This is a genomic window from Wenyingzhuangia sp., assembly GCF_039768515.1.
In the GTDB taxonomy this organism is placed as follows: domain Bacteria; phylum Bacteroidota; class Bacteroidia; order Flavobacteriales; family Flavobacteriaceae; genus Wenyingzhuangia.
Map to the genome: position 1 here is coordinate 1 of NZ_JBDNAI010000059.1, position 12,591 is coordinate 12,591.

At 36.0% G+C, this 12,591-nt stretch carries 12 protein-coding genes, 1 pseudogene and 1 riboswitch; of the genes and pseudogenes, 7 read left to right on the forward strand and 6 right to left on the reverse strand.

The genetic code is table 11. The features are described from left to right. From ABF281_RS03565 to ABF281_RS03575, 3 genes and pseudogenes are all read right to left on the reverse strand, one after another. Nucleotides 1–665 (reverse strand): annotated as a pseudogene (locus ABF281_RS03565) (bifunctional aspartate kinase/homoserine dehydrogenase I); the annotation flags it as partial. A 74-nt stretch (nucleotides 666–739) separates the two neighbouring features. Next, nucleotides 740–1,714 carry an alpha/beta fold hydrolase gene (locus tag ABF281_RS03570; protein WP_347180328.1) on the reverse strand — a complete coding sequence of 325 codons (975 nt, stop codon included), beginning with the start codon at nucleotides 1,712–1,714 and terminating at the stop codon, nucleotides 740–742. 110 nt (nucleotides 1,715–1,824) lie between these two features. Next, nucleotides 1,825–1,948: riboswitch (SAM riboswitch) on the reverse strand. Nucleotides 1,949–2,155: 207 nt separating this feature from the next. Then, complete coding sequence (locus ABF281_RS03575; protein WP_347180329.1) at nucleotides 2,156–3,430, reverse strand: O-acetylhomoserine aminocarboxypropyltransferase/cysteine synthase family protein; 1,275 nt, start codon at nucleotides 3,428–3,430, stop codon at nucleotides 2,156–2,158. A gap of 281 nt (nucleotides 3,431–3,711) precedes the next feature. Here ABF281_RS03575 and metK point away from each other — a divergent pair, with 281 nt between their 5' ends. The 3 genes from metK to ABF281_RS03590 all read left to right on the forward strand — a co-directional run bounded on the left by metK (nucleotide 3,712) and on the right by ABF281_RS03590 (nucleotide 6,421). After that, on the forward strand, nucleotides 3,712–4,965 hold the full coding sequence (gene metK / locus ABF281_RS03580; protein WP_347180330.1) for a methionine adenosyltransferase: 1,254 nt from the start codon (nucleotides 3,712–3,714) through the stop codon (nucleotides 4,963–4,965). Between the two features lie 99 nt (nucleotides 4,966–5,064). Continuing rightward, nucleotides 5,065–5,778 (forward strand): hypothetical protein, encoded by a 714-nt coding sequence (locus ABF281_RS03585; protein ID WP_347180331.1) that lies wholly within the window; start codon nucleotides 5,065–5,067, stop codon nucleotides 5,776–5,778. 28 nt (nucleotides 5,779–5,806) lie between these two features. Then, nucleotides 5,807–6,421: a deoxynucleoside kinase gene (locus tag ABF281_RS03590; RefSeq protein ID WP_347180332.1), complete on the forward strand. Its 615-nt coding sequence runs from the start codon at nucleotides 5,807–5,809 to the stop codon at nucleotides 6,419–6,421. Between the two features lie 141 nt (nucleotides 6,422–6,562). Here the strand turns inward: ABF281_RS03590 and ABF281_RS03595 are convergent, their stop codons facing one another. Beyond that, complete coding sequence (locus tag ABF281_RS03595) at nucleotides 6,563–7,477, reverse strand: manganese-dependent inorganic pyrophosphatase (protein ID WP_347180333.1); 915 nt, start codon at nucleotides 7,475–7,477, stop codon at nucleotides 6,563–6,565. Nucleotides 7,478–7,656: 179 nt separating this feature from the next. Next, the gene (locus ABF281_RS03600; protein ID WP_347180334.1) at nucleotides 7,657–8,637 is read right to left on the reverse strand and encodes a pyruvate dehydrogenase complex E1 component subunit beta; all 981 of its coding nucleotides are present in this window, start codon (nucleotides 8,635–8,637) and stop codon (nucleotides 7,657–7,659) included. A 142-nt stretch (nucleotides 8,638–8,779) separates the two neighbouring features. Here ABF281_RS03600 and ABF281_RS03605 point away from each other — a divergent pair, with 142 nt between their 5' ends. The 4 genes from ABF281_RS03605 (at nucleotide 8,780) to ABF281_RS03620 (ending at nucleotide 12,088) form a co-directional block, all read left to right on the forward strand. Beyond that, nucleotides 8,780–9,526: an electron transfer flavoprotein subunit beta/FixA family protein gene (locus ABF281_RS03605; protein ID WP_347180335.1), complete on the forward strand. Its 747-nt coding sequence runs from the start codon at nucleotides 8,780–8,782 to the stop codon at nucleotides 9,524–9,526. Between the two features lie 47 nt (nucleotides 9,527–9,573). After that, on the forward strand, nucleotides 9,574–10,533 hold the full coding sequence (locus ABF281_RS03610) for an electron transfer flavoprotein subunit alpha/FixB family protein (RefSeq protein WP_347180336.1): 960 nt from the start codon (nucleotides 9,574–9,576) through the stop codon (nucleotides 10,531–10,533). Nucleotides 10,534–10,544: 11 nt separating this feature from the next. Continuing rightward, nucleotides 10,545–11,177, forward strand: coding sequence for a bifunctional nuclease family protein (locus ABF281_RS03615; RefSeq protein WP_347180337.1), 633 nt, complete (start codon nucleotides 10,545–10,547; stop codon nucleotides 11,175–11,177). Between the two features lie 86 nt (nucleotides 11,178–11,263). Further along, a complete protein-coding gene (locus ABF281_RS03620) occupies nucleotides 11,264–12,088 on the forward strand; it encodes a thymidylate synthase (protein WP_347180338.1) in 825 nt (274 codons plus the stop codon). A 129-nt stretch (nucleotides 12,089–12,217) separates the two neighbouring features. On the opposite strand, the gene ABF281_RS03625 is transcribed toward ABF281_RS03620, so the two are convergent. Then, the coding region (locus ABF281_RS03625; protein WP_347180339.1) for a T9SS type A sorting domain-containing protein at nucleotides 12,218–12,591 on the reverse strand (374 nt) is incomplete at its 5' end.

Genomic DNA, 12,591 nt, shown 5'->3' on the forward strand with positions numbered 1-12,591 from the left:
ATCCCATCAACAATTGTGTAATTTTCTAACTCGTCTGCATTTAAAAACCCCGCAATCAAAGAAGCAGAATAATTACTACCATTGTGTCCTATAGTGGTGGTCTCACCGTCTAGACTTGACCCAACAAAACCTGTAACCACTGGAACCACCACTGACAAATCTACTTCTCTAAAATATTTTTTGGTGTTCTCTTCTGTAATTTCATCTAACAAATTAGCTTCACCATAAACATTATCCGTCTTAAATAATTTTCTAGAATCTGTATACTGAGCGTTTAAGCCATGGTCTTGTAACAATACCGTCATTAATTTCCCAGCCATTAATTCCCCGTAAGAGGTGACTAAATCTTTTATTTTCAAACTGTAATCTCCCAACAAACTAACCCCTTCGAAAATCTTCTCTAAAAAAGAAAATTCTTCTGAAAAATCAATAGAAGCAAAAGGCGCTATTTGATTTTTTTTAAAATCCTCAAAAGACGACTTGTAATCTTCGCCTTTTTTAGCACATTCTAAAAGCTCAAATAAATCATCGGTAGCTGTTCCTCTAGCAGAAACAACTACGATAATTTGCTGTTTATTTTTTATTTTATTGAGAAGGATAGAAATAACACTTTTTATTCCATCTCCGTTAGCCAATGACTTTCCTCCAAATTTTAATACTTTCATCTTTTGAGGTTTATTTGTTAAATTAAAACTATCTGTCTAAAATTTGACAAACATTTCAATCCGTAAACAATACATTAAAATACGTCTTTTAATAAATCTTTTAACTGCTCATCTTCTACCAAAAAGCCATCATGTCCATGAATAGAATTTATTTCTTTGTACACAGAATCAATACCAGCTTGTTCTAGAACTTTTTGGGTTTCTCTATTTTCTTCTGGCACAAAAAAGAAATCAGAATCTATCCCTACCTGAATAATCTTTGCTTTGATCTGCTTTGCTACTTCTTCAAACGTTCCTCTTTCTGAAGTAATATCCAAAGTGCTTAACAGGTGATTTACCATTTGATAAGCTTTCAATTCAAATCTTTGTTCTAATTTATAACCATGATGTAACAACCAGCTTTCTACGTTTGATATCCCTAAGGCTTCATTCTGAGTCCTACTGAATTTCTCTTTAAATGATGCCGCCGTTCTGTAAAACAGCATTGCCATCATTCTCGCATCATGAACTGGTTTTTTTGAATTGGTTAGAATTTGTTCCTGAACTTTGTTGTGCGCCAAAATCCAATCTGATGCTTTCCAATCAGATGCTATTGGGATAATATAATCCGCTAAATCTGGAAACAATACTGCCATCTCCCATGCGATTCCCCCTCCTAAGGAGCCTGCAAGAATTGCATGTAACTTGGTAACCCCTAAATCCTCTAATAAAATACCAAACAAATGAGCCACATCTCTCGCGGTAAAACTTTTATAGTCCTCTATTAAGTTTTCAGGTTTATTGTCATATCCGTTTCCGGGTATATTAATGGAGATGATGGTGTAAGTATCCGTATTGACAAGATTCCCTTTAGATACAATACCTTTCCACCAACCCGTATGTTCTCCTGCAACATCAGAGTTACCTGTTAAAGCATGATTGACCAATACAATAGGAGCTGTATGCAACGGTTGTCCGAAAACTTCGTAAGAAAGTTCAAGACTTGCATAATATACCCCTAGCAAAGTAGTGTAATCTTTTAAGGTTCTATGTTGTATACTTTTATTCAAAATCTAAATATCATTTAAAAAAAACTCAATTGTACAAAACCGTTATTCCAAAGAGGAATAAAAGGTAAGTTATAAACTGTTATCTTGATTTTGGTAAGAGAATTGCTCTTGGGTTATCTATCCAACAATGGTTGGTAGAACGTAGCACCTTCTTTTTATCAAATTTTACTTTTTTATTAAAAAGGGTTGCTAAGGCTTCAACGGGTCTATTCCCTCTACCTTTCAGGATAACATAATTCATATAATAATGAGCTGATGCAAAGTTATAAATTATATTGTGGATAACCAATTTAATTCACAAATGATTATTTAGGCCCCCAATTCCTAACAAAAAATTGATTTGAATCAAGAAGGTTATTTTTTATATCTAATGATAACGATATTCTCAAAAAAAAACCATCACAAAAAGTGATGGTTTTTTTACCTTAGTAATTTTCATTTCTATATTTTTTCAAAAGCTTGAACAATATCAGCTTTTAAATCTTCTATATCTTCTAAACCTACCGATAATCGAATCAAATCTTGTGAGACTCCAGCTCCCGCTTGTTGCTCAACTGTCAACTGTTGATGCGTCGTACTAGCCGGGTGAATGATTAAAGATTTGGTATCCCCAATATTTGCCAACAATGAAAATATCTTTGTAGCATCTGTAAAATTCTTAGCTGCATCAAACCCTCCTTTTAAACCAAAAGTAACCAAACCACTTTGACCATTAGGCAGGTATTTCTGAGCCATATCATAATAGTTGCTTGATTTTAATCCTGGGTAGTTGACCCATGCAACCTCTTCTCTAGATTCTAACCAAGTAGCTAATGCTAACGCATTGGTGCTATGCTGTTTTATTCTCACAGACAAGGTTTCTAAACCTTGAATAATATTAAAAGCATTTGTTGGGCTGAGTGCAGCACCAAAATCACGCAATCCTTCCAAAATCAATTTAAAAGTAAACGCTGCTGCCCCTAATGCCTCATGATACACCAACCCATGGTAACCAGCTGATGGCTCTGTAAATTCAGGGAATTTCCCATTCGCCCAATTAAAAGTCCCTGCATCAATGATAGCTCCTCCTAAAGAATTTCCTTGCCCACCAATATATTTTGTAAGGGAATGAATCACTAAATTGGCTCCATGCTTAATAGGGTTTAACAAAGCGGGTGAAGCCACGGTATTATCGACAATAAAAGGAACCTCAGCTGCTTTGGCTTGTTCCGAAATTGCCTCTAAATCTAGAACATCTAATTTCGGATTTCCTAAAGACTCTACAAAAAATGCTCTTGTATTGTCTTGTACTGCTGCTTTAAACTCCTCAGGTTTGGTAGCATCTACAAATGTAGTGGTAATACCCAGTCTTGGTAATGTTACATTCAACAATGTAAACGTTCCTCCATATAAACTACTTGAGGCAACAATGTGGTCTCCTGCTTTCAACAGTGTCATTAATCCTGTAGCAATTGCAGAAGTCCCTGAAGCAAAAACTACTGCTCCTATTCCTCCTTCTATGGCTGCCAAACGATCTTGTAACACCTGATTTGTTGGATTGTTTAGTCTTGTGTAAATAAAACCTAATTCCTTCAACCCAAACAAATTAGCTGCATGCTCTGTATTGTTAAACACATAAGATGAAGATTGATAAATTGGCACTGCTCTTGTTCCTTGTGTATTTGCTACATCGTGCCCTGCATGTAATGAAGCTGTTGGTAATTTGTGATCACTCATCTTAATTTCTTGTTTTTTATTGATATGAAATACAAAGATAAAAAATGTATTTTAATCAACATGGAGTAGTCATCACTTAAAAAAACAAAAGAATCAAGATGTAATCAATTTCTTTTTTATAATTTTGCGCTTGAATAAGGGGAAAGATTTGACTGATTGCCACCTCTTTTACTGCAAACAACCTTAAGCAGTATAAAACAAAGAGCTAAAGCAGTATATTTTTACTTCTTTAGTCTTGCCAGGCAATTCAGCAAACAAATTATTAAATAAAAAAAATAGATATGTCATATTTATTTACATCGGAGTCCGTTTCTGAGGGACATCCAGACAAAATTGCCGATCAAATTTCTGATGCTTTAATTGATCATTTTTTAGCTTATGATGAAGATTCTAAAGTTGCTTGTGAAACTTTAGTAACCACTGGACAAGTAGTTTTAGCTGGTGAAGTCAAGTCCAAAGCTTACTTAGATGTTCAAAAAATTGCGCGTGATACGATCAACAAAATAGGGTATACCAAAGGTGAATATCAGTTTGATGGTAACTCTTGTGGGGTATTGTCAGCGATCCACGAGCAGTCCCAAGATATCAATCAAGGAGTTGATAGAGCCAGTAAGGAAGAACAAGGGGCTGGTGACCAAGGAATGATGTTTGGCTACGCAACCAATGAAACAGAAAACTATATGCCTTTGGCTTTAGAAATTTCTCATCGGTTACTAAAAGAATTAGCTGCGTTGAGAAGAGAAATGTCAGAGATCTCATATTTGCGTCCTGATGCTAAAGCTCAAGTAACGCTACAATATTCTGACACCAATAAACCAGAACGAATTGATGCCATAGTGGTTTCTACTCAACATGATGATTTTGATGAGGACGAAGTGATGTTAGCTAAAATCAAATCAGACATCATTCATATTTTAATCCCAAGAGTGAAAGCTACTTTTGGTCCTGAAATCCAACATTTATTTGGAGAAGATATCAAATTCCACATCAACCCTACAGGTAAGTTTGTCATCGGAGGACCTCATGGTGATGCTGGGCTAACAGGTCGTAAAATAATTGTAGACACCTATGGAGGAAAAGGTGCTCACGGTGGAGGGGCTTTCTCTGGAAAAGATCCTAGTAAAGTAGACCGATCAGCTGCATATGCTACTCGCCATATAGCTAAAAATCTGGTGGCTGCAGGAGTGGCTACAGAGATCTTAGTACAAGTTTCATATGCCATTGGAGTTGTAGAGCCTATGGGTGTTTTTGTAAACACATACGGAACAAGTAAGATCAACTTGACAGATGGACAGATTGCAGAAATAGTCACTAAGTTGTTTGACATGAGACCGATTGCAATAGAGCGAAGATTAAAACTAAGAAACCCAATCTATTCAGAGACCGCAGCTTATGGACATATGGGTAGAACTCCTGAACTTAAGACGGTTCGATTTGAATCCCCATACGAAGGAATTATAGAAAAAGAAGTAGAAACTTTTACTTGGGAAAAGCTAGACTATGTAGACCAAGTTAAAAAAGCATTTGAACTTTAAATAACATTTAACTTAAAAAAGCCTGCTATGAAAGCAGGCTTTTTTTTATCGTTTGTCTTAATGAAAAATAACCTTAAAGTTAATTGGTTATCTTTGAACATGAAATTTTGGTTTTTACTACTGTTGCTCACCTCAAACTGCTTTTGTCAAGAGCTACTAATAGAAGATATAGATGATCTTGTGGGTGTTGACATCTATGAAAACATATACTATTTACAAAATGGTAACTTACACAAAAGCAACATCAATAACGATTACTTAAACATCAAATACGGCACTCCTGACTTGGTTGACATCAGCAATCCTTTACAAATATTAATACTGTACAAGTTATTCAACAAAGTTGTATGCCTAGACAATCAATTGAGTTATATTACTGAGTTTGAAGTCCCCTTTGGCACAGAGTTTATTTGTAATGCCGGCCAAGACAAAATATGGCTGTATGAAAACATCAACATGATGTTAAAACTTTATAATTTCAAAACCAAAAAAACTGAAATCAATTCCATTCCTATTCAACAAAATATTTTAAAAATGAGAGGAAATCTCAATGAAGCTATCCTTCTTGATGATCAAGGGCAACTCATTCGATACAACTATCTGGCAAGACCTAAAAACATCCAATACCTTAATCAGAAACAAATACCTTTATCATTGACGCCACAATATTACCTTAAAGAGGGATCATTATACCTGAGAAAAAACAAAATCCTAAGTTCACTCAAAGGTCTTAATCAATTCGAAGTGGTCAATAACCATTTATATTTTTTTAAAGAGAACAATATATACCGTTTCTCTATTCCCAAAAATTAATTACTTTTAATGTCCTAAATCTAACCCTATGCATGTAGCAATTGCCGGTAACATTGGAGCTGGAAAAACAACTTTGACTAAACTTTTATCCAAGCATTACAAATGGGATGCTCATTTTGAAAGTGTTGAGGACAACCCTTATCTAGATGATTTCTACAATGAAATGGAACGCTGGTCTTTTAACCTTCAAGTGTTTTTTCTAAACAATCGTTTCGAACAAATTTTAAAAATTCAACAAAGCGGAAGAGATATTGTTCAAGACAGAACCATCTACGAAGATGCCAAAATATTTGCCCCCAATCTACACGCAATGGGTCTATTAACCAATAGAGATTTTCAGAACTATAGCAAACTATTTGAATTGATGGAGAATCTTGTTACCCCGCCAGACATATTAGTTTACTTAAGAGCAGACATCAAAACCTTGGTTGGACAAATACACAAAAGAGGTCGTGAATATGAAAGCTCGATTAACATTGATTATTTAAGTAGGTTAAACGAGCGTTATGAAGCTTGGATTGCTTCTTATGACAAAGGAAAAAAACTAATTATTGATGTTGACACTCTAGACTACGAGAGCAATCCTGAAGACTTGGGCAAAATAATAGAGAGTATCAATGCGCAAACAAATGGATTGTTCTAAACCTGACCAAAAACCAACCCTATTTGTTTTTTCAACAAATAGGGTTGGTATAAATATCTACAGTAGTAGAGAAAGATATTGAGCTCTTATTCTCTTGTTTGAATAGCCACTAAAAGCCACGCTACAAAACAAAAAACACTTTTATAAGACTGGTATGATTTGTTTTTTTCGAGAAACAACACCTGGTAACACGACCAAATCAGCTGTTACAACAGCATTAAACTTAGACTCAGCTATGAGTTTTACTTCGGAGTTTGGAACAAACAATATAGATTCTTCTTTTAAAATATCTACTACAAACAGTAGAACTTGATCCAAATCTTCTTGCTGGGCTACTGTTTTTATCGCTGATAAAATAGAATCCTTTCTGTCTAAAATAATATTTGGACTTGTGGTTTCAAGAACAGAGACACGATACTTTTTCCCACTTGCTTCATATTTTTTACTATCCATTTTAATCAATTCCTCGTCAGAAAAAGCGGACACATCTGATTTAGCTTCAAACATTTTGGTCGCAAACGCCGTCACATCGATATCTAACTTAAAAGCCAAATGATCTGCCATCATCTTGTCGTCTTCTGTGGTTGTGGGACTGCGAAAGGCCAAGGTGTCAGAAAGGATACAAGACAACATAAGACCCGCTATTTCTTTTGGTAAATCCTCAACTTCTTCTGAACCTAAAATATAATACATTACAGAGGCTGTGGACGCCAAGGGTTTTATCGTAATATCTATGGGACCAGCTGTTTCTATTCCTCCTACTAGTTTATGGTGATCAATAATTTGAGTAATGTTAGAGTCATTAATATTTGGAAACAATTCCTCAGGATTGTTTGTATCAACAATTACTACATCATCTTCTGACGAAACTGAATTCAACACTTCGGGCACCTCAAATCCCCAGTAATCTAATACAAATAAAGCTTCTGTGTTTGGAGTTCCTAAAACATAAGGAACCGCTTCTAGACCTTGCTGAGTCAAATACCAAGACCATATAATTGCTGATGCTGTTGCATCTGTATCAGGAGATTTATGTCCAAAAATTTTTAATGCCATTTCTGTTTTTTATTTAATCAATTTCCAAGAACAAAAATACAAATAAAAATAGGGAAGTCTAAAAAAGAAAACTCTAAATCGACAGTTTTTGCTAGCATCTATTGGAAATCAAGTCTCCAAACAAAAAAATTCCTTTCTTATAACAAGAAAGGAATTTTTGATCTATGAGTTTATATGCTCTATTTTACGTACAACGTTGCTTTCACTGCGTCGATAACATCTTGAGCATTTGGCAACCATTCTTCCATCAACACCGGAGAATATGCCGCAGGCGTATCTGCAGTGTTAATTCTTTGGATTGGAGCATCTAAATGATCGAATGCTTGTTCTTGTACTCGGTACGCTATTTCAGTAGCGACTGAACCAAAAGGCCAAGCCTCTTCTAGTATAACCAAACGATTGGTCTTCTTAACTGATTCTATAATGGCTTTTGTGTCCATTGGACGAACCGTACGTAAATCTATGATTTCTATTGAAACTCCTTCTTTCTCAAGGATTTCTGCTGCTTTGTATGCTTCTTTGATGATTTTACCAAAAGAAACTACAGTTACATCTGTTCCTTTTCTCTTAACATCAGCAACACCCAAAGGAATAATATATTCTCCTTCTGGCACTTCACCCTTGTCTCCATACATTTGCTCAGACTCCATAAAAATAACTGGATCATTATCTCTAATCGCAGCTTTCAACAACCCTTTTGCATCATAAGGGTTAGAAGGCACGACTACTTTCAGACCTGGAGTGTTGGCAAACCAATTTTCGAAAGCCTGTGAGTGTGTCGCTCCAAGTTGTCCTGCTGAAGCAGTAGGTCCTCTAAATACAATTGGACAAGGAAACTGTCCTCCTGACATTTGTCTAATTTTCGCTGCATTATTAATGATTTGGTCAATCCCTACCAAGGCAAAGTTAAATGTCATGTACTCTACAATTGGTCTGTTTCCTGTCATCGTGGAACCAACAGCAATACCCCCAAAACCTAATTCAGCAATCGGTGCATCTATAATACGTTTTTCTCCAAACTCATCTAACATTCCTTTGGAAGCTTTATATGCTCCGTTGTATTCTGCAACTTCTTCACCAATTAAGTATACGCTTTCATCTAAACGCATTTCTTCACTCATGGCTTGACATATTGCTTCTCTAAATTGTATAGTTTTCATGTATTATTACTTTATTTGAACACCACAAAAATAACAAAAACACAATCATATTTTCTAATATTAAACCAAAATATTTACAAAATTTAATTTACCTTAGCTTTGTCTTATTTACAAATACTTACAAACACATAAAACACTCAATATGAACATATTAGTCTGTATAAGTCATGTTCCCGATACCACATCTAAAATCAATTTCAAGGAGGAATCGACAGCATTTGACACCAACGGAGTACAATTTGTTATCAATCCATATGACGAGTTTGCTTTGACAAGAGCCATTTGGTTTCAAGAAAAGCAAGGAGCAAAAATTACAGTCGTAAATGTAGGTGACGCAAGCTCAGAGCCTACGCTAAGAAAAGCATTAGCTATTGGTGCTGATGAAGCCATAAGGATAGATGCCAAACCCACTGATGGTTTTTTTGTTGCTCAACAAATTGCAGAAATCTGCAAAAAAGAGAGATACGACCTCATCCTTGCAGGAAAAGAGTCTAGTGATTATAATGGCGAAATGGTTCCTGGATTGATGGCTTCGTTATTAGACATTGATTTCATAAATGCATGTACGCAATTAGAAATAGAAAATGAAACCGTTACTGCCACCAGAGAAATAGATGGAGGTTCCGAATCACTTACTGCTAAAACACCGATAATAATCGCAGGTCAGAAAGGAATGGTTGAAGAAAAAGACCTTAAGATTCCTAACATGAGAGGAATTATGATGGCCAGAAAAAAACCATTAACGGTTCTAGAAGCAACCCACTGCTCTGCTCACACTCAAATTGATAGTTTTGAGAAAAGTGAAGAAAAAAGTGCATGCAAGATGATTGATGCTAACAATATTGATGAATTGATAGAACTACTTCACAAAGAAGCGAAAGTAATTTAAATTAAACCTTATGCTTAAAGTATTTAAGCATAACAAAACAAATAAACATGTCCGTATTGGTATACGCTAATAGTAGCGAAGGAAAATTTAAGAAAGCAACCTTAGAGGTTGTCTCTTACGGAAGGGAACTGGCCGATCAATTAAAATCTGATCTGACCATAATAACAATCAATGCAGAGGAACCCAAGCAGTTAGAAAAGTACGGTGCAAACAAAATCATAACTGTATCAGACAATGATCTTGGTTTTAATGCAAAACTATATGCTGGAATTATCTGCGAGGCAGCATCTGACAACAACATCAAGATTGTCATCATAGATAGTAGTGCTGATGGTAAATATCTAGCCCCCTTATTGTCTGTAAAATTTAATGCTGGCTATGTTTCCAACGTTGTTGGCGCACCAACTAACATAGAACCCTTTACCGTAAAACGTAAGGCTTTTTCTAACAAAGCATTTAGCAACACCATCGTAACTTCCGAACGAAAAGTGATTGGATTGTCTAAGAATTCTTTTGAAATCAAAGAGAATCCAACGACTGCTATCGTTGAAGATTTCAAACCTAATCTGTCATCAACCACAATAAAGTCTGAAGCTATCGACAAAGCCTCAGGTAAAATTTCTATTGCTGACGCAGATATCGTGGTTTCGGGAGGACGAGGATTAAAAACAGCCGAAAATTTTAAATTGATTGAGGATCTTGCAGAAGTCTTAGGAGCTGCTACTGCCTGTTCTAAACCTGTATCTGATATGGGATGGAGGCCTCATGGTGAGCATGTAGGGCAAACAGGAAAACCCGTTGCTGCCAACCTGTATGTGGCCGTTGCAATATCTGGAGCCATTCAGCACATCGCAGGGGTAAACGCTTCCAAAACAAAAGTTGCCATCAACATTGATGCTGAAGCACCTTTTTTCAAAGCTGCCGATTATGGAATTGTTGGAGATGCTTTTGAAATTGTCCCTGAATTGACCAAAAAAATAAAGGAGTTCAAGGCAGAAAACGTTTAACAAAAAGACAAATGGGCCTAATACAACTTGACATCAAAGGAATTTCCTACAGCCAAACACAAACAGGTGCTTATGCTCTTGTTTTGAGTGAAGCTGATGGAGAAAGAACACTTCCCATCGTAATCGGTGCTTTTGAAGCTCAATCGATAGCGATTGCCTTGGAAAGTGAAATTACTCCTCCTAGACCCTTGACACATGATTTATTTAAAACCTTTTCCACAGCCTATGATATCTTCATCAAAGAAGTTGTCATTTACAAACTGATTGACGGTGTGTTTTTTTCTAACATAGTCTGTGTAAAAGACAATGAAGAAAGAGTGTTTGATGGAAGAACTTCTGATGCGATAGCTTTGGCTATTCGCTTTGATGCACCTATATATACCCACCAACACATCTTAGAATCTGCAGGAATTATTTTAAGCCAAGATAATTTTGCGGAACCTAACGAAGAAGAAACAGATTCACTTTTTGAGGAGGACGAAGAAAGTCTAACAGAAGGAGTTGATCAAACCACTTCAGAAGCAACAACTGAAGGATACCAAGGAGATACGATTCAAGGATTAGAGAAAAAATTAAACATCGCAATACAAAAAGAAGACTACGAAACGGCTGCCAAAATAAGAGATGAACTCGACAAAAGATAAATGGTCGAGATTTCCACAATCTAATGACAAAAAGCAACCTACTTACTTTTTTAAAACAATTTTAAGTTTATCCATAATATTACATCATGAAACAATATTTAGATTTAATCAAACACATAAAAGAAAACGGAGTACAAAAAGGAGACCGTACAGGTACTGGAACCAAGAGTGTTTTCGGTTATCAAATGCGTTTTGATTTGTCTGAGGGTTTCCCGATGGTAACGACTAAAAAACTACACTTAAAATCTATTATTCATGAATTGCTTTGGTTCTTAAAGGGAGAAACGAACATCAGCTATTTGAAAGAACATAATGTGAAAATTTGGGACGCTTGGGCGGATGAAAATGGGGATTTAGGACCTGTCTATGGACACCAATGGAGAAACTGGAACAGTGAAGAAATTGACCAAATTTCTGAATTGATTGACACCCTAAAAACCAACCCTAACAGCAGAAGAATGATTGTTTCTGCATGGAACCCGAGTGTCTTGCCAGACACCTCAATATCTTTTTCGGAAAACGTAGCCAACAATAAGGCAGCTTTGCCTCCTTGTCATGCTTTCTTTCAATTTTATGTTGCAAATGGAAAATTATCTTGTCAACTTTACCAACGAAGTGCTGATGTTTTCTTAGGAGTTCCTTTCAATATTGCCTCGTACGCATTATTAGTTCTTATGATTGCTCAGGTAGTTGGCTTGGAACCTGGTGAATTTATACACACTTTTGGAGATGCGCACATCTATAACGATCATTTTGAACAAATCGAACTTCAATTGAGCAGAGAACCCAAACCACTACCAAAAATGGTCTTGAACAAGAACGTGACAAATCTCTTCGATTTCACCTTTGAAGACTTCTCTCTTGAAGGGTATGATCCTCACCCCTTAATCAAAGGGAAAGTTTCTGTGTAACAATCCCTTGTGCTGAAACATTTCATTTGACGAATTTATCTATACCCTAAATATGATTTGATGGCTACGCACATACAGATGTTAAAGAGAACACTAAGAACACAACTCAATCGTTGAAAAACACGTTGGCTACCATACTATTTTTTTTGAGATCATGCCTTTGTTAGTGTCAACACGAACAATGTAAATTCCTTTTGGCCATGTTGAAACCCTAATCGATTTCTCATTAGTGGTCGCTACACAAGCCCCCAAAACAGAATAGATGTTTACCTCACTGATTTTAACCGCTTCCAGAACCTCTAGTTGTAAATACCCATCAACGACCGAAAATCTTATTTTGGTTGTTAGGTTAGATAGCGGAGTACTTAACAAACTGTCATCTTCTGTAACTGTTTTAAATCCTGTCCACCCTGCAGTGGCATAAGCTGTTGCTGTTCCCGTGGGAATGACCAGGTTGATTCCAGTATAATCGCGATCTATACCAAAAACATCAATTGCTAAAG

Bases quoted from the DNA above. Each gene is read 5' to 3' on its own strand.
- ABF281_RS03590 (WP_347180332.1), top strand. From the start codon at position 5,807: ATGCATGTAGCAATTGCCGGTAACATTGGAGCTGGAAAAACAACTTTG.
- metK (WP_347180330.1), top strand. From the start codon at position 3,712: ATGTCATATTTATTTACATCGGAGTCCGTTTCTGAGGGACATCCAGAC.
- ABF281_RS03615 (WP_347180337.1), top strand. From the start codon at position 10,545: ATGGGCCTAATACAACTTGACATCAAAGGAATTTCCTACAGCCAAACA.
- ABF281_RS03600 (WP_347180334.1), bottom strand. From the start codon at position 8,637: ATGAAAACTATACAATTTAGAGAAGCAATATGTCAAGCCATGAGTGAA.
- ABF281_RS03620 (WP_347180338.1), top strand. From the start codon at position 11,264: ATGAAACAATATTTAGATTTAATCAAACACATAAAAGAAAACGGAGTA.
- ABF281_RS03605 (WP_347180335.1), top strand. From the start codon at position 8,780: ATGAACATATTAGTCTGTATAAGTCATGTTCCCGATACCACATCTAAA.
- ABF281_RS03585 (WP_347180331.1), top strand. From the start codon at position 5,065: ATGAAATTTTGGTTTTTACTACTGTTGCTCACCTCAAACTGCTTTTGT.
- ABF281_RS03575 (WP_347180329.1), bottom strand. From the start codon at position 3,430: ATGAGTGATCACAAATTACCAACAGCTTCATTACATGCAGGGCACGAT.
- ABF281_RS03610 (WP_347180336.1), top strand. From the start codon at position 9,574: ATGTCCGTATTGGTATACGCTAATAGTAGCGAAGGAAAATTTAAGAAA.
- ABF281_RS03595 (WP_347180333.1), bottom strand. From the start codon at position 7,477: ATGGCATTAAAAATTTTTGGACATAAATCTCCTGATACAGATGCAACA.